The sequence below is a fragment of the Klebsiella sp. 4_1_44FAA genome, from assembly GCF_000238715.1.
GTDB classification, from domain to species: domain Bacteria; phylum Pseudomonadota; class Gammaproteobacteria; order Enterobacterales; family Enterobacteriaceae; genus Klebsiella; species Klebsiella pneumoniae.
Genome location: NZ_JH414805.1, coordinates 82,854 through 100,121, shown reverse-complemented (window position 1 = coordinate 100,121; position 17,268 = coordinate 82,854). Strand labels below are relative to the sequence as shown.

Below are 17,268 nucleotides of genomic sequence, written 5' to 3'. Positions count from 1 at the left end.
ATGCCAATAAACGATAACACCCCTCGGCCGCAGGAGTTCGCTGCGGTTGACCTTGGTTCGAACAGTTTTCATATGGTCATCGCCCGTGTCGTCGACGGCGCCATGCAGATCATCGGACGCCTGAAACAGCGCGTACATCTGGCCGATGGCCTTGATGAAAACTCGGTGTTGAGCGAAGAAGCCATGACCCGTGGGCTGAACTGCCTGTCGCTGTTTGCCGAACGCCTGCAGGGGTTCTCCCCCTCCAGCGTCTGTATCGTCGGGACGCATACGCTGCGTCAGGCGACCAACGCGGCGGAGTTTCTTAAACGCGCGGAAAAAGTGATCCCCTACCCGATCGAGATCATCTCCGGTAATGAAGAAGCGCGCCTGATTTTTATGGGCGTTGAGCACACGCAGCCGGAGCGCGGCCGCAAGCTGGTGATTGATATCGGCGGCGGTTCAACCGAGCTGGTCATTGGCGAAGATTTTGAGCCCCGACTGGTGGAAAGCCGCCGCATGGGCTGCGTGAGCTTCTCGCAGGCCTATTTCCCTGGCGGCGTTATCAATAAAGAAAACTTCCAGCGCGCGCGCCTGGCGGCGGTGCAGAAGCTGGAGACGCTGGCCTGGCAGTTCCGTATTCAGGGATGGACCGTGGCGCTGGGCGCCTCCGGCACCATTAAAGCCGCCCAGGAAGTGCTGGTGGCGATGGGCGAGAAGGACGGATTTATTACGCCGGAGCGCCTCGAGATGCTGGTAAATGAGCTGTTGAAGCATAAAAACTTCGACGCGCTCAGTCTGCCCGGTCTCTCAGAAGACCGTAAAGCGGTCTTTGCGCCTGGGCTGGCGATCCTCTGCGGTGTGTTCGACGCGCTGGCCATCAAAGAACTTCGTCTGTCCGATGGCGCGCTGCGCGAAGGTGTCCTGTACGAGATGGAAGGCCGCTTCCGCCACCAGGATATTCGTAGCCGCACGGCACAGAGTCTGGCAAATCAGTACAACATCGATCGCGAACAGGCGCGCCGGGTACTGGAAACTACCACCCAGATGCTGGAGCAGTGGCAGGAGCAGAATCCCAAGCTGGCCAATCCGCACCTCGCGGCGCTGTTGAAATGGGCGGTGATGCTCCATGAGGTAGGGCTGAATATCAACCACAGCGGCATGCATCGTCACTCGGCCTACATTCTCCAAAATAGCGACCTGCCGGGCTTCAATCAGGAGCAGCAGATGCTGATGGCCACCCTCGTACGCTATCATCGCAAAGCGATCAAGCTCGACGATCTGCCGCGCTTTACGCTATTCAGGAAAAAGCAGTTTCTGCCGCTAATTCAGCTACTGCGCCTGGGCGTACTGCTGAATAATCAGCGTCAGGCTACCACTACGCCGCCGACGCTGCGCCTGCAGACGGAAGCTCACCACTGGACGCTGACGTTTCCGCACAACTGGTTTAGCCAGAATGCGCTGGTGCTGCTGGATCTGGAAAAAGAGCAACAGTACTGGGAAGGCGTGCCGGAATGGATGCTGAAGATTGCTGAAGAAGAGCCAGACGCCTGATCGTATCTCTGGCTATCAACCGAGCCGGGCGCTTACGCCCGGCTTTTTGCTGCTCAGCCGATCATCTCCTCCGCCAACTGCGTCAGAGGTACCGGTACCCCGATATCATAGCCCTGCATATAATCGATCCCCAGCGTGATGACCGCCTGACGTATTTCCGGCGACTCCACATATTCGGCCACCACCTGCATGTTCTTCATACGCGCCAGACGACAAATAGAGTCCACGACCTGGTAATCAAGACTGCTGGCAAGCAGATTGCGAATAAAACTGCCGTCGATTTTAAGAATGTCGACGTTCATTGTTTTTAACCGGGCGTAGCTGGCGTAGCCGGTACCAAAATCATCGATCGCCACCCGGCAGCCCAGCGCCCGCAGATGTTCTAAAGTCTGGCAGACCAGCTCGGGATTGCTGAGCGCGTAGTTCTCGGTCAGCTCGAAAATAATCTGCCATGGCTCAATGTTGTAGGCCTGCAGCAGCGCTTCGACCTCCTGAGGAAACTGGCTGCGGCTCAGCGACACCGGAGAAAGATTGATCGCCAGCCGCAGACCAGGCAGCGCCCGCCGGTTGGCGTCCATAAAGGCCAGCGTATGCTCAATAACCCACTGGTCCACCCGCGTGGACAGCCCAAACTCGTGCGCCACCGGCAAGAACTCGTTTGGCCCCGTTAGCTCACCCGACTCCCCTTCCATCCTCACCAGCACTTCATGATAGCGATCGCCGCGAATGCCCTGGATAGGCTGCGCCATCAGGACAAAATGGTCATGTTCCAGCGCTTTGAGAATGCGGTTCATCATCACGACTTTATCTTTCAGATCCTGCTGAACATGGCCCGCGCCGCGGCGCTGTAAATTTTCCGGATGGCCGCTGGCTAACGACATGTCGGCAATGGTGTTCAACTCGCCAAGCAGTAAATACAGATGCTTGACCGGCGAGCGAACGTTGCAATAGCTCATGCCGATCCGCGGCTGCAGGGGGACCCCGTCCCAGTGGAAACGGAACTGTCGCAGGGAGCGGTCAATTAAGTGAATGCGCGCCTGGTGCCCTTCGCTATTGAGACGGAACACTAAATCGTGACCGGCAAGATGATATACCGCTTCGTTGGGCTGCAGCAGCGTTCTCAGGTGGTTCGCCAGCATTTGCTTATACTGGATTCGCAAAAGTACCCCATAGTGGCGCCCCAGCAATTCAAGCTCAGGAATGCGCAGAAAACAGAGCGTCGACCAGCTCGTGCCGTTGAGCGCCCGGCTTAGCGCCCGCAAGTTCGGCATATGAACCACCGGGTCGAGGAAGGCCATCTGCCGGACGCGAGCGTAGATCAGCCGCTGCTGTGTCGCCAGCATCGCCGTATAGGCGACAATAAACGAGAATACCAGATAGCTTGATGACGTGATCGCCAACTGGGTGTTATAGCTTGGGTAAATTGGTAAGTAACGGTAATGAAAATGGATCACGGCAATCAGCACCGGCGTCCAGATCAGTGAGATAAAGCGATAGCCAAAACGCATGGCACCCCAGAGCATCACCGGCATCAGCAATGACAACGTATAATTCGTACTAAATATGGTGCTGCTATCATTAAGCGGCATCAATAATAGCCACAGTAGCAGAATTAATACCGTCGCCCAGCAAATAATTTCAATTTTTTTTATTTTTGGATCAATTTGTAAGCGAACCTGAGAAATAAAGCCGCGTAAATGAAAAGGATTACGAATGACCCGTAACACAAAATAACACAGCGGCATGCCGGTCAGGCACCCTACCATTAGCGCCTGAAAGGTGATTAATGAACGTAAACTAAATGGCGTAACGCCGGTCATTTCCGTTGTGCGCGGATGGAGTCCAAGATATTCGGCAATCTGTGACAAAATCAGAAAAATGACCGAGGGGAGCAGCATTTGCCAGAACAGACGATGCGGCATCAGTCGGACGTTGCCGTGTGAGACCTGCTGACGCTGGGGGACAAAAATGCGGTAGCCGCCCCAGCAGAGCACGCAGGGGATAAGGAAATGGAACAGTACACCGATGGACTGCTCAAACATCATGCCGTGGGCCAGAGTTAACAGCAGGCCAATAATAATGCCAGGGATCGCCGCCCAGCCAAAAAACATCATCAGGCTGAGCACCAGCGCCAGGGGAAGATAATACAAAAATACCATATGACCATTGAGCATGGTGTAGGTATTCGCCCATCTGGCGACCGGTAATAACAGCGCAGGCAGAACGAGCGGTAAAGCCCACCACTTGTCGCGATATTGTTGATAGTATTTTAATAAATTCATAGGTGCTCTACAGAGTGCCTCTGCTCCCGCGAGGCATATTCAGGCAGGCATCCAACCACCCATGCTGACCGCGTAAATAATAACGATACGGTAACGTCCGCTGATTTTAGTGGCCAAGAGAAGGAGACTATTGATATAAATCAACAAATGCTGACACCAACATTAATAAATCTTATTTTTCCCGACATTTCACGGCTAATAAAGTGAGCATGTAAATACGACGATTATCTTATATAACATTAATTAATGTTTTCACTGCCGCACTTTTACATCTGCATCAATTGACCCCATCTCGTTCCTGTGCCTTAATACCCCCATCGCCCATCTTCGGGTATACTTCAAGGATCCTTTTGTGAGTCAGGCACCCAGTATGCGTAAACGACATCGATTTAACCGTCGCATGACCCGTATCGTACTGCTTATCAGCTTTCTCTTCTTCTTTGGACGCTTTGTCTACTCCTCCATCGGCGCCTGGTACCATCATCAGGATAAAAAAGCGTCGCAGGAGTCATCGCTCACCGTCGAACCCTCCCCCCGCGAGTAATCCTTTGATTCTAATACTGCAAGCGCCACACTCCGCAGGCAGAGCCGCTCGCTGAAGTACTGTCTTTGATGCGGTAATTTTGCCGTCGGCGATTTATAAGCGCACGGTATGCAGCAGGCGCAGCATTTCAGCGATACCTTTTGTCACAATTTTGTCCTGACGCATGACTACCGCCAGCTGTCGGTATAGCCGCGGCGCCAGCGAGTGTACGCGTAATCCGTCGCGATCCTCCACCCGCTCCACCGCCATGCGGGGCACGATGCTGTAGCCCAGCCCTGCCCGCACCATGCGCTTAATCGCCTCGATGCTCCCCAACTGCATTACCGGCGTCACCGCCAGTCCCGCCGAGCGGAACCAGCGGTCAATCAGATCCCGCGTGCCGCTACCCGCCTCGAAGGCAATGAGCGGCTGCGCCTGCAGCTCGGCGGGAGTATAAACCGCCGGCATCTCCGTCTCGCGGCTGGCATAGATGGTCACGAACTCCTCATCTAACATCGCAGTCACCGCCAGACTGCGCCCCTGCACGGGCAGCGTGACCAGCCCGAGATCGAGCCGGTTTTCTTCCACCGCGCGGACGATATCCAGCGTGTTGCCGGTGGTCACCCCCACCGTCAGCAGCGGGTGCTGCTGACGAAGATGCTGCAGCAGCGGTGGAAGAAGATGAATGCAGGCCGTCGCGCCAGTCCCCAGCGTCAACGATCCATTAACCTCCTGACTGAATGCGCTGACCGACTGCACCGCGCTATTCACCGCCCGATCGATCTGCTCGCTGTGGGCCAGCAATGCCATTCCCGCCGCCGTCGCCTTGATCCCACGTCCGGTTCGCTCCAGCAGCCTGGTCTGTAAAAACTGCTCCAGCTGACGTACCTGCAGGCTGACGGCAGGTTGGGAGATCCCCAGCGCGTCGGCGGCGGCAGAAAAGCTGCCGCGCTGTACGACCAGCCGGAAGGTCGCCAGATTTCCCAGGTTCAGTGTTGTCATAAAAGTTTCTCTTATACCGCGCATAAGGTAGCCGCTCTGCCAGAACAATAGCCTGCCGGGTATGCTCAGGACAACTGTCTTAACGGAATGAAAAACCATGGAAATAAACGCTATTCCCCGACGCCTTGCCTTCACCGCGGGCGGTCAGCAACTCATCAACTGGGGGATCTCTTTTTATATGCCCGGCACCTTTGCCGGGGCTATCGCCGCCGACAAAGGATGGTCCTTGCCGCAGATCTATCTCGGCCTGACGCTTGCGATGCTGATGATGGCCGCTGTCTCCCCGTTCGTTGCCAGGCTGCTGGCTCGCTTTGGCGGAAGGCTGGTGGTCACCAGCGGTACCTTACTGATAGCCGCCAGCTGCGCCATGATGGCCTGGCGCCCTTCGCTGGCCGGCTGGTACGCCGCCTGGCTGCTGACCGGCATCGGCATGCGGCTCTCACTGTATGATGCGCTGTTCGCCGCAGTGGTGAATCTGTACGGTCAGCAGGCGCGGAAAACTATCTCTCATATCACTCTCGCTGGCGGTCTGGCCTCTGCCCTCTTCTGGCCGCTGGGCGAGGCGTTATTAACCATCATGCCCTGGCAGAATGCTCTGCGGATCTATGCGCTGTTTGGCCTGCTGAGCGCATGGCTGAGTTATCAACTGCCTCGCCAGCGGCTCAGTTCAGCGGCGAAATCACCAGCCTCGCCAGCGACAGCAGAGGGCGACCGGCGTAACGGGGCGCGTTACGCGATCTTTATTGCGCTGATCACCTTCATCTCTAACGGTACCTCTACCCATCTGCCGGAGTTTATCAGCCACTTTGGTCTGCCGGTTGCCGTCGGTATGCTGTGGGGATTCGGCCAGACCGGCGCCCGGCTGGGGGAAGTGCTGGCCGGTCCCCGGGTCACCTCACTCACGCTAACGCGTTTTACTGCGCTCGCCATGCCGCCCTGTTTTCTCCTTGGATTGAGCAGCACGAGCTATGCCGGATGCGCAGCCGGGTTTGTGCTGGGCTATGGCGCGATTAACGGGCTGGTGACGATTGTCAAAGCGACGCTGCCGCTGGCGCTGTTTAGCGCAGAAAGCTACGCCAGCCGCACGGGTCTCCTGCTGATCCCCGGGCAACTGATGGCAGCTGTTTCACCCTTTGCCTACGCATGGCTGAACCACCGGCTGGGCATTATCGGCGGAATGTGGGTGTCCACCGGGTTAACGTTGATCGTTACCGGACTGGCGCTGGCGATTGTGCGCGAGGCGGGTAAGGCGCAGGATGAACGTAATGTAGAATATCCGGCAGCGGCCGTTGACCAACCGATAGCCAAAAACAACCTTGCTGAAGAGTAAACGTGGATCACTACGCCCTTGATAATTTACGCCTGCCCTTATAGCCATATGGCAGGCATTATTCATATTATAAATTTTTAATGAAAATACATTCACCAAATCAATGATGAAATTTTTAAGAGAATAGCAGGGCATGCTGTCACCTGCGAAAAATAACGATACCGCCTGTATTTTTCGCTTGCATAATGATCCAAAAAATAAAGCCAGTCGCCATCGGTAACATTAGCCACACCTCCGGTAACACAATTAGCCTTACTCTCTTCCTCATCGAAACCGTTCGAGCATAGCAAAGAATGAGCGCTAATTTTAATACCGTAGCAAAACCCGGCGGCAATCGATGCAATCTGGCCTGTCGGTATTGTTTCTATCTGGAAAACGAGGTTCCGCGTCCAGGGTATGCCACCATGGACGACCTCACGCTGGAAGCATACATTCACAACACCATTTCATCGACCCCCTCGCAAAACGTCGAGTTTTGCTGGCAGGGCGGTGAGCCTACCTTATGCGGGCTGGATTTTTTTGCAAAGGTGGTCGAGCTCCAGCAGCGTTACCGTGGTAACAAAATCATCGCCAACAGCCTGCAAACCAACGGCATCTTGCTGAACGATAAATGGGCTCGTTTTTTGCGTCGTCATGGATTTCTGGTCGGATTATCCATTGATGGCCCTGCGTCACTCCACGACACCTGGCGTACGACGGGCTGCGGAAAACCCACCTGGGAAAAAGTTGTGCAGGCCATACGCTGCCTGCAGCAGCATGACGTTCCGGTGAATGCCATGGTGGTGGTCAGCCGCCAGTCTGCAAGCCAGGGGAAAAGTCTCTATCGCTGCCTGAGCCGCGAGCTAAACCTTCACCATCTCCAGTTTATTCCTCTCGTTGACTCCCCTGCTCCCTGGTCAGTTACCCCTGAGGGCTGGGGCAAATTTTTGTGCAGTGTTTTCGACGACTGGCTGGAAAACGATGTTGGCAGGGTGTTTATCCAGTACTTTGATAATCTGCTCGGCGTATGGGCCGGCCAGCCCGCCACGCTCTGCACCATGCAGCCTGTCTGTGGGCAGAGTTTACTGGTGGAGCAAAACGGCGATGTCTACAGCTGCGATCACTTTGTCTCAGAGGAATATAAGCTGGGTAATCTGAAGCAAGATGCTATGGCAGCGATGGCGAGCTCGCCATTTCAGCAACAGTTCGGGAAGCAAAAGGGCCAACTCTCTGCCCGCTGTCAGGGCTGCCACTGGCGCTTTGCCTGCCATGGGGGATGCCCTAAACACCGTTTTACCATCCATGACGACGAAGCACAGAATTACCTGTGCAGCGGCTATTTAGCCTTTTTCGGCCATATCACGCCCTATATGAACGTCATGCGAAGGCTTTTTTTAAATTGCCAGCCGCCCGCGCTCATTATGAGTCTTATCCCGGAGATTCGGCAAAATATATTACAATTAACGGAGTCTGAAGATGAAAGAACCAAATAAAATAGATGGAAATCGCCGCGATCTCCTCAAAGGTCTGGGGATTGCCGCTGTCGTGAGCCTGTTACCAGAGACGGGAAACGCCGCACAAAATAATGCCGCCCCGAAAGCGGCATGGGATATTCCTTTCACCGGCGAAATCCCTGACACACTGCCCGAAGGCTACAATATTTTACTAATAACCTGCGATCAGGAACGTTATTTCGAGCGGTATCCCTTTCCGGTGCCGGGCCGGGAACGCCTGATGAAAACGGGTATCACTTTTACCAATCATCAGAACACGGCCAACGTTTGTACGCCATCGCGCTCTGTCATGTACACCGGGCTCCATATGCCGCACACCCGGATGTTTGATAATCTTGGCTTCCCCTGGATGAATTACGATCTGGACCCGGAATTACGTACCGTGGGCCATATGATGCGTGAACTGGGTTATTACACGGCGTATAAAGGTAAATGGCATCTTACCCGGGAGATCGATCAGCCGGTCGCTGGTAAATCGGTAGAAGAAATGGACCTGGGCGAGATCCCGACGCCGCGACTGCATGAAATTATGGAAAAGTATGGTTTCTCTGATTATCACGGCATTGGCGATGTCATCGGGAAAAGTAAGGGCGGCTATTTCTTTGATTCAGTCACCACGGGGCAGACCATTAGTTGGCTACGTAACACCGGCCGCCCGCTGAATGATGAAAATAAACCCTGGTTCGCGGCAGTAAACCTGGTTAACCCCCACGATGTCATGTTTATCGACACCGATGAGCATGGTGAGCAGGTGCAGTGGAAAGGGCCAATGGATAAAGAAAACCACACCCTGCTGCCAACCCAACCCCCGCACAACCAAATCTATCAGCAAAGCTGGCCAGACTATCCGCTGCCTGCAAACCGCCACCAGCCGCTCGATGAGCCTGGCAGACCTGCCGCCCATAAAGAGTACCAGAATGCCAGGGCGGTGATGGAGGGACAGTTCCCCGATGAAGACCGGCGCTGGCGCAAATTACTGGATTATTATTTCAACTGTATTCGCGATAATGACCAGCATCTTGAGGCGATTCTCAATGAGCTGGATAACCTGCAGCTGACGCAAAATACGATTATCGTCTTTACCGCCGACCATGGGGAACTCGGTGGCTCCCACCAGATGCATGGTAAAGGTTCCTCGGTGTACAAAGAGCAGATCCATGTGCCGATGATCATTCGCCATCCGGCGTATCCGGGAAATATCCGCTGCAACAGTTTGACCAATCATCTGGATTTAGTACCGACCCTGATTGGTCTGACTGGACGCGATCGGTCGCTGCGAGAGAAAGTCCTGGAGGGCAGAAAAGGCCGGGATATGAGCCCATTACTGGCGCATCCTGAGCAAGCGGGCTTAAATGCGCTGCGTCCGGGTTCGCTTTATTGTTACGGCATGATCCTGTATATGGATGCGCAATACACGGCAAAATTCAGAAAGCTGGCTGGAGAAAAACTCCCGCACGATCAATTTAAAAAAGCGATCGCGTCACTCCATCCTGATTTTTCCCATCGCTCAGGGATCCGTATGATCAACGATGGACACTATAAATTTGCCCGCTACTTTTCGCTCAAGCAGCATCATATTCCTGCTACCCTGGCCGAGCTGCTGGAGAATAATGATGTTGAACTTTTCGATCTGGTTAACGACCCCGAAGAAAATCATAACCTCGCCCGGGAGCCAGAGAAATACCGGGATCTGTTAATGACAATGAACGATAAACTCAATCAGCTCACTGCCGCTGAGATTGGCGAAGATGATGGCAGCTATATGCCCCCGTTTGAAGGAAGCCAGTGGGATCTGACGGCGGCCCAGATGCATCAATATATGCGCGATTAGCGCTTGCCGTCAGGTGGGAGATCTTAATGTAGCAGCTATAAAAAAACCCTCTGTAAACACAGAGGGTTTCGTTTCATTCAGCTAACGCCGGGGATTATTCCCACTCAATCGTTGCTGGCGGCTTGCCGCTGATGTCATACACCACGCGGGAGATACCGTTCACTTCATTGATGATACGGTTGGAGACGCGGCCGAGGAAATCATACGGCAGGTGCGCCCAGTGCGCGGTCATGAAGTCGATGGTTTCCACCGCACGCAGGGAAACCACCCAGTCGTATTTACGGCCATCGCCCATCACGCCGACGGAACGAACCGGCAGGAACACAGTGAACGCCTGGCTGACTTTGTTATACAGGTCAGCTTTGTGCAGCTCTTCGATGAAGATAGCGTCCGCACGACGCAGCAGGTCGCAGTACTCTTTCTTCACTTCGCCCAGCACGCGCACGCCAAGGCCGGGGCCCGGGAACGGGTGACGGTAGAGCATGTCGTACGGCAGGCCAAGTTCCAGGCCGATCTTACGCACTTCGTCTTTAAACAGCTCACGCAGCGGCTCAACCAGGCCCATCTTCATCTCTTTCGGCAGGCCGCCCACGTTGTGGTGAGATTTGATGACGTGCGCTTTACCGGTGGCGGAAGCGGCAGACTCGATAACGTCAGGGTAGATGGTACCCTGCGCCAGCCATTTGACGTCGTCCAGCTTCAGCGCTTCTTCGTCGAACACTTCCACGAAAACGCGACCGATAATTTTACGCTTCGCTTCCGGATCGCTTTCACCCGCCAGCGCGTCGAGGAAACGCTGCTCGCCTTCAACGTGAACAATGTTCAGGCCAAAGTGGTCGCCGAACATCTCCATCACCTGCTGCGCTTCGTTCAGGCGCAGCAGACCGTTGTCCACGAATACGCAGGTCAGGTTTTTGCCGATAGCGCGGTGCAGCAGCATCGCGGTCACCGAAGAGTCCACACCGCCGGAGAGGCCGAGGATCACTTTGTCGTCGCCAACCTGCTGACGGATACGCTCAACGGCGTCGTCAATGATTTTCGCCGGGGTCCACAGCGCTTCGCACTGGCAGATGTCGCGCACGAAGCGCTCCAGCATACGCATCCCCTGACGGGTGTGGGTCACTTCCGGGTGGAACTGCACGCCGTAGAAGCGTTTTTCTTCGTTGGCCATAATGGCGAACGGGCAGTTGTCGGTGCTGGCGACGGTTACGAAGTCCGCTGGGATGGCGGTCACTTTGTCGCCGTGGCTCATCCACACGTCCAGCAGCGGTTTGCCGTCTGCGGTCAGGGAATCTTCGATACCGCGCACCAGCGCGCTGTCGTTAACCACTTCAACCTGCGCGTAACCAAACTCACGCTCGTTAGAACCTTCTACATGGCCGCCCAGCTGCATCGCCATGGTCTGCATGCCGTAGCAGACGCCAAATACCGGCACGCCGGCTTCGAACACATACTGCGGCGCGCGCGGGCTGTTCTCTTCGGTGGTGCTTTCCGGGCCGCCGGAAAGAATGATGCCGCTTGGATTAAATTCGCGGATCTGTGCTTCCGTGACATCCCATGCCCACAGCTCACAGTAGACGCCCAGCTCACGCACGCGACGCGCCACCAGCTGAGTATACTGAGACCCGAAGTCGAGGATGAGGATGCGATGTTTATGAATGTTTTCCGTCATTGACGCTAATTCCGAGGCAAGTGAAACAGAGTAAATAAATCGCCCGACGCAAGGTCGGGCGAAGAAATCAGGAGCCCAGACGGTAGTTCGGGGACTCCTTGGTGATGGTCACGTCGTGAACGTGGCTTTCCTGGATGCCCGCACCGCTGATGCGTACGAATTCAGCTTTGGTACGCAGCAGGTCAATGGTACCACAGCCGGTCAGACCCATACAGGAACGCAGACCGCCCATCTGCTGGTGAATGATCTCTTTCAGGCGGCCTTTATAGGCCACGCGGCCTTCGATACCTTCCGGCACCAGTTTGTCAGCGGCGTTATCGCTCTGGAAATAGCGATCAGAGGAGCCTTTGGACATCGCGCCAAGGGAGCCCATCCCGCGGTAGGATTTGTAAGAGCGACCCTGATAGAGTTCGATTTCACCCGGGGACTCTTCGGTACCCGCCAGCATGGAGCCAACCATCACCGCCGCCGCACCGGCGGCGATCGCTTTGGCGATATCGCCGGAGAAACGGATACCGCCGTCAGCGATAACCGGAATACCGGTCCCTTCCAGCGCTTCCACCGCGTCGGAAACAGCGGTGATCTGCGGCACACCCACGCCGGTGACGATACGGGTAGTACAGATGGAGCCCGGGCCGATGCCCACTTTCACCGCGCTGCAGCCGGCTTCCGCCAGCGCGCGCGCGCCTGCTCCAGTGGCGACGTTGCCGCCGATGATCTGCAGGTCAGGATATTTAGCGCGCGTTTCACGGATACGCTGCAGAACGCCTTCTGAGTGACCGTGCGAGGAGTCGATCAGCAGAACGTCAACGCCTGCCGCTACCAACGCGTCTACGCGCTCTTCGTTGCCGGCACCAGCGCCGACCGCCGCGCCTACGCGCAGACGGCCCTGCTCATCTTTACAGGCGTTCGGTTTACGTTCTGCTTTCTGGAAGTCTTTGACGGTGATCATGCCGCGCAGGTGGAAGCTTTCATCCACGACCAGCGCTTTCTCAACGCGTTTTTCGTGCATCTTAGCGAAGACCACTTCACGGCTTTCGCCTTCACGAACGGTGACCAGACGCTCTTTCGGCGTCATGTAGACGCTGACCGGCTGGTTCAGATCGGTGACGAAACGCACGTCGCGGCCGGTGATGATGCCAACCAGCTCGTTTTCTTCGGTAACCACCGGGTAGCCGGCGAAACCGTTGCGCTCGGTCAGCTCTTTCACTTCACGCAGAGTGGTCGTCGGCAGGACAGTCTGCGGGTCGGTGACCACGCCGGACTCATGTTTCTTCACGCGACGAACTTCTTCCGCCTGGCGCTCGATGGACATGTTTTTGTGAATAAAGCCGATGCCGCCTTCCTGTGCCAGGGCAATAGCCAGACGCGCTTCCGTTACGGTATCCATGGCTGCGGAGAGCATAGGAATATTCAGACGAATGGTTTTCGTCAGCTGAGTGCTGAGATCGGCAGTATTCGGCAGAACGGTAGAATGAGCGGGAACGAGGAGGACGTCGTCAAACGTCAGGGCTTCTTTAGCGATACGTAGCATGGGCAATATCTCGACCAGGGTGGATAAATATTGCCGTGGCATTATACAGAGCGTAACCGATTGCATCTACCCTTTTTTGCAAATAATACTTGCCATCCCCTCTGAACGCGTTACTATCGACTGAATAACCTGCTGATTTAAAGTTTGATCTTGCTCACATGTTACCCTCTCAATCCCCCGCAATTTTTACCGTAAGCCGCCTCAATCAGACGGTGCGTCTGCTGCTTGAGCGCGAAATGGGCCAGGTTTGGATCAGCGGCGAGATCTCTAACTTCAGCCAGCCCTCCTCCGGCCACTGGTACTTCACCTTAAAAGACGATAACGCCCAGGTGCGCTGCGCGATGTTCCGCAACAGCAACCGCCGGGTCACGTTCCGCCCGCAGCACGGGCAGCAGGTGCTGGTTCGCGCCAACATCACGCTGTATGAGCCGCGCGGCGACTACCAGATTATCGTCGAAAGCATGCAGCCCGCCGGCGAAGGGTTGCTGCAGCAGAAGTATGAGCAGCTGAAAGCGCAGTTAACGGCGGAAGGACTGTTCGAGCAAAAACATAAGCAGGCGCTCCCCTCTCCCGCCCACTGCGTCGGCGTCATCACCTCGAAAACCGGTGCCGCATTGCACGATATTCTCCATGTGCTCAGGCGCCGCGATCCCGGGCTGCCGGTGATCATCTACCCAACCGCGGTCCAGGGTGACGACGCCCCCGGGCAGATTGTGCGCGCCATCGCGCTGGCCAACGCGCGCCAGGAGTGTGACGTACTGATTGTCGGACGCGGCGGCGGTTCGCTGGAGGATCTGTGGAGTTTTAACGATGAGCGGGTGGCGCGGGCTATTTTCGCCAGCCAGATCCCTATCGTCAGCGCCGTCGGCCATGAAACCGACGTCACGATCGCTGATTTTGTTGCCGACCTGCGGGCACCGACTCCCTCAGCCGCCGCGGAAATCGTCAGCCGCAACCAGCAGGAGCTGCTGCGCCAGCTGCAGTCCGGACAGCAGCGGCTGGAGATGGCGATGGACTATTTCCTCGCCAGTCGCCAGCGCCGTTTTACCCAGCTGTTCCATCGCCTGCAGCAACAGCATCCACAGCTGCGCTTGGCCCGCCAGCAGACCGCCCTGGAACGCCTGCGCCAGCGGATGCGTATCGCCGTGGAGTCACAGCTTAAGCGCGCAGAACAGCGGCAAAAGCGCACCGTTCAGCGTCTGAATTACTACAACCCGCAGCCGCGGATCCACCGCGCGCAGTCGCGGATCCAGCAGCTGGAATACCGGCTGGCGGAAATTATGCGTGGCCGCCTCAGCGAGCGGCGTGAACGGTTTGGCAACGCGGTGACCCATCTGGAGGCGGTGAGCCCCTTAGCCACCCTGGCGCGGGGCTACAGCGTCACCTCGGTGAGCGACGGTACGGTGCTGAAGCAGACAAAACAGGTCAAAACCGGCGATCTGCTCACCACCCGCCTGAAAGACGGCTGGGTCGAAAGCGAAGTGAAGCAGATCGCGACGGTGAAAAAAACGCGGGCCAGAAAGCCTTCGCCCACTAAACCAGCGGAATAAATTCCACCCGTTTTTTCGAGATAAGGCCATGCCCATGCTGGCAAAAGTAATCCACCGCGCCGCACGCCTTCAGCACCTCCAGCGGCTGGTGGCATTCCGGGCAGCGGGCCTCAAGGGTAAATACCCTTTCGCACTGGGCGCAATGCGCGCTACTGCCTTTGACATCTAACGGCGCGTGGCACAGAGGGCAATCAAGTTCCATAACCATTCCTTTCAACGTTTATCTGCACCTATTTTATCATGTTCCGGGTTTAATGCGGGCCGCGTAATTGCTGCTGCAACCTGAGCAGCCATTCCACTTCCTCAAGCCTACGCTGCGTTAGCCCGGCCACGCTGTCCGGCGCCCGGATAAACAGATTATCAGCGCCGAGGATCTGCTCATCAAGACAGTGCGTATAGATCGCCCCGGGCCGGGTCCAGCGCTGCACCCGCTCGCCGTCCTGTAGCGTCACCACTTCGCCCTCAGGGGCGCGATCGAGGGTGATTATTCGCCCGTCCCGCAGTCCTATTCGCATTCCCTTTTGCCCGCCCGCGGGACCCGCATATTTGTTGAGCCAGATATTGAGCGGGATAGTGCCCAGGGTTCCCTGCAGATGCGCCTCCCCCTCGGCAGTGCTCGTATCCCCAGGAGCAATGTCATGGCCGAGGCGGTCTTTCGCCACCCGAAGGGAAAGGCTCAGCGCCGTATCGCTTCCGCTGGCGTGCAGGGTTTCGCGGAGCATCGCCAGGACATGGGTGCCGATATCGAGGATCACCCCATCAGGGTGACGCAGCTGCCGGGTATCCAGCTCCCCGGTGGCAAAATTGAGTGCGACCGGCTCACCAGCGCTGTTAAAGCCGCTTGGCTCCTGTAAATAGCCTTCGAGCCAGACGATATCCTGCGCTGACAGGTGCGGCGGCGGCAGGCGGCTGGCCTCCCCTTCCGCCCGCCACTGCGGGCCAGGAGCGTTCAGCGCAACGCCTCGCGCCATCCAGTGGTCAAGAGCCAGCACCCGCGCGGCCTGCTCAGGCGGCGCCAGCAGCGCCCGCAGCCGGGCGGCCTGCTCAAGGTTGGCCACGATCGGCTTTTCCACCACGATGCGGGAAATGCCGCTGGCTAACGCCCTCTCCAGTACGGGCAGATGCTGAAGTGATGAGGTGGTAATGAAGAGCGTATCCAGGGGTTCGGCCAGCAGCGCCGACAGCGAACTACAGCGCTGGATCCCCGGCAGCGCTCTGCTGCAGTCCAGGTCATAGCCCTGGCAGCGGTCGATGACGTCCCCCAGGCGACGCAGCGCCGGTAAATAGGCGGTTTCCACCACCGCGCCGAGGCCGATAAAACCAATCTGCATAGTAAGTCCACCTTTGAGCCGCTCTGTTCCCGGCGAAGTATCGCGGGATTATGGCGGAAGGTTTTGACATTTACCGGCATGGCGGCCACAAAAACCCACCAATATGAATTTCAACTTTGAATTGATGTATAAAATTGTACCTACTACGAGATACCTGGCATTTTTTGCGTGAGAATAATGGAGTCATGCACAACAACGGTCATTCCATGAGTCGCGGTAGTAAATATTTCCGTCCATGTATTTCCAGGTGATCGCCTCATAACGCATCTCGAGCGTTTCCAGATGGGTACTGCTCATACCAGTAGGTGATAAATACGGCGCAACCGTAGTGACTTTGACGTTCTCCAGGATGATGTTGAAATACTCGGCCTCAATGCCCGCCTCCAGAATGCGATACATCTTTATAATCGCCTTCTTCATCGGGCGCCCCTCACACACGGCACGATACAAAAGCGGTGTTGTCTGATCGAATTCCTTCACTATCGACACAGGACGATGTATTCGCGTACCTGTCAGTTTTCCCCAGCTTGGATCAACTGGAATAGTAATACCATGAGAGAATGATTTTAACTCAATAGATCCAAGACGCGTTGGCATCATGCAGCTTCCAATGATCGGCGAACCGTTTTCATCTTCAAGCCATAAATGTGCGGGAGTAGACATACAATTTCCTTATCATAAATAACGTTAGAATTACCATTTCACATAGCGCCCAAAGATAATAATCATAAGTACAGCGAATATACCAACAGGCCAAACCGGCCCCTCAGGAAAAATTTGAAAAAAAACCACTGCAAATATGACAATGCAAAGTGGCGGGGCATACAGCGAAATTAATTGCTGGAACAACCACAAAAGCGCTCTTTTAATAAATGACATCATCACTACCTAATCATTCTTTCGATGATATTAGGGAAGGTGCGAATAAGCAGGTCATTTCTTCCCAAGCTGACTCGCTGATTAAAATTTCGCGGATCTGGGCCGATTTTTTTCCCGCAAACAATCGAATCAGCCTATTTAGGCTATTTTTTCCACCATTTCTGGCGTTATTTCCGGTTTTTACTGAGATCTCTCCCACTGACGTATCATTTGGTCCACCCGAAACAGGTTGGCCAGGGTGAATAACATCGCCAGTTGGTTATCGTTTTTCAGCAGCCCCTTGTATCTGGCTTTCACGAAGCCGAACT

At 55.7% G+C, this 17,268-nt stretch carries 13 protein-coding genes and 2 pseudogenes; 6 read left to right on the top strand and 9 right to left on the bottom strand.

The window, feature by feature from the left end:
- Positions 1-1,533, top strand: coding sequence for an exopolyphosphatase (gene ppx, locus HMPREF1024_RS04835; RefSeq protein WP_002913839.1), 1,533 nt, complete (start codon positions 1-3; stop codon positions 1,531-1,533).
- Positions 1,534-1,586: 53 nt separating this feature from the next.
- On the opposite strand, the gene HMPREF1024_RS04840 is transcribed toward ppx, so the two are convergent.
- Complete coding sequence (locus HMPREF1024_RS04840) at positions 1,587-3,815, bottom strand: EAL domain-containing protein (RefSeq protein WP_009309504.1); 2,229 nt, start codon at positions 3,813-3,815, stop codon at positions 1,587-1,589.
- A gap of 370 nt (positions 3,816-4,185) precedes the next feature.
- Here HMPREF1024_RS04840 and HMPREF1024_RS04845 point away from each other — a divergent pair, with 370 nt between their 5' ends.
- Positions 4,186-4,359, top strand: a complete 174-nt coding sequence (locus HMPREF1024_RS04845) for a YfgG family protein (protein ID WP_004174861.1) — start codon at positions 4,186-4,188, stop codon at positions 4,357-4,359.
- A gap of 93 nt (positions 4,360-4,452) precedes the next feature.
- Here the strand turns inward: HMPREF1024_RS04845 and HMPREF1024_RS04850 are convergent, their stop codons facing one another.
- Positions 4,453-5,364 (bottom strand): LysR family transcriptional regulator, encoded by a 912-nt coding sequence (locus tag HMPREF1024_RS04850; RefSeq protein WP_004221278.1) that lies wholly within the window; start codon positions 5,362-5,364, stop codon positions 4,453-4,455.
- 73 nt (positions 5,365-5,437) lie between these two features.
- Between HMPREF1024_RS04850 and HMPREF1024_RS04855 the strand changes: the two genes are divergently transcribed.
- From HMPREF1024_RS04855 to HMPREF1024_RS04865, 3 genes are all read left to right on the top strand, one after another.
- Positions 5,438-6,670, top strand: a complete 1,233-nt coding sequence (locus HMPREF1024_RS04855) for an MFS transporter (RefSeq protein ID WP_009309503.1) — start codon at positions 5,438-5,440, stop codon at positions 6,668-6,670.
- A 293-nt stretch (positions 6,671-6,963) separates the two neighbouring features.
- Positions 6,964-8,142 carry an anaerobic sulfatase maturase gene (locus tag HMPREF1024_RS04860; protein WP_032451416.1) on the top strand — a complete coding sequence of 393 codons (1,179 nt, stop codon included), beginning with the start codon at positions 6,964-6,966 and terminating at the stop codon, positions 8,140-8,142.
- Entirely contained in the window at positions 8,126-9,994 is a 1,869-nt protein-coding gene (locus HMPREF1024_RS04865) for a sulfatase-like hydrolase/transferase (RefSeq protein ID WP_009309501.1), read from the top strand. Before HMPREF1024_RS04860 ends, HMPREF1024_RS04865 begins: the two co-directional genes overlap by 17 nt.
- Positions 9,995-10,088: 94 nt before the next feature.
- Here the strand turns inward: HMPREF1024_RS04865 and guaA are convergent, their stop codons facing one another.
- Positions 10,089-11,666 carry a glutamine-hydrolyzing GMP synthase gene (gene guaA / locus HMPREF1024_RS04870; protein ID WP_004151979.1) on the bottom strand — a complete coding sequence of 526 codons (1,578 nt, stop codon included), beginning with the start codon at positions 11,664-11,666 and terminating at the stop codon, positions 10,089-10,091.
- A gap of 67 nt (positions 11,667-11,733) precedes the next feature.
- Entirely contained in the window at positions 11,734-13,200 is a 1,467-nt protein-coding gene (guaB, locus tag HMPREF1024_RS04875) for an IMP dehydrogenase (protein ID WP_004151980.1), read from the bottom strand.
- A 158-nt stretch (positions 13,201-13,358) separates the two neighbouring features.
- Here guaB and xseA point away from each other — a divergent pair, with 158 nt between their 5' ends.
- Positions 13,359-14,750, top strand: a complete 1,392-nt coding sequence (gene xseA, locus HMPREF1024_RS04880) for an exodeoxyribonuclease VII large subunit (RefSeq protein WP_009309500.1) — start codon at positions 13,359-13,361, stop codon at positions 14,748-14,750.
- Here xseA and HMPREF1024_RS04885 read toward each other — a convergent pair.
- The 5 genes and pseudogenes from HMPREF1024_RS04885 to HMPREF1024_RS30155 all read right to left on the bottom strand — a co-directional run.
- Positions 14,734-14,952, bottom strand: coding sequence for a zinc ribbon domain-containing protein (locus HMPREF1024_RS04885; protein ID WP_004144303.1), 219 nt, complete (start codon positions 14,950-14,952; stop codon positions 14,734-14,736). The genes xseA and HMPREF1024_RS04885 overlap by 17 nt on opposite strands.
- A gap of 49 nt (positions 14,953-15,001) precedes the next feature.
- A complete protein-coding gene (locus HMPREF1024_RS04890) occupies positions 15,002-16,081 on the bottom strand; it encodes a Gfo/Idh/MocA family oxidoreductase (RefSeq protein WP_009309499.1) in 1,080 nt (359 codons plus the stop codon).
- 183 nt (positions 16,082-16,264) lie between these two features.
- Entirely contained in the window at positions 16,265-16,744 is a 480-nt protein-coding gene (locus HMPREF1024_RS0127365; protein ID WP_020317242.1) for a type VI secretion system tube protein TssD, read from the bottom strand.
- Between the two features lie 221 nt (positions 16,745-16,965).
- Positions 16,966-17,159 (bottom strand): annotated as a pseudogene (locus HMPREF1024_RS32110) (hypothetical protein).
- Positions 17,141-17,268 (bottom strand): annotated as a pseudogene (locus HMPREF1024_RS30155) (IS5/IS1182 family transposase); the annotation flags it as partial. The pseudogenes HMPREF1024_RS30155 and HMPREF1024_RS32110, both read right to left, overlap by 19 nt.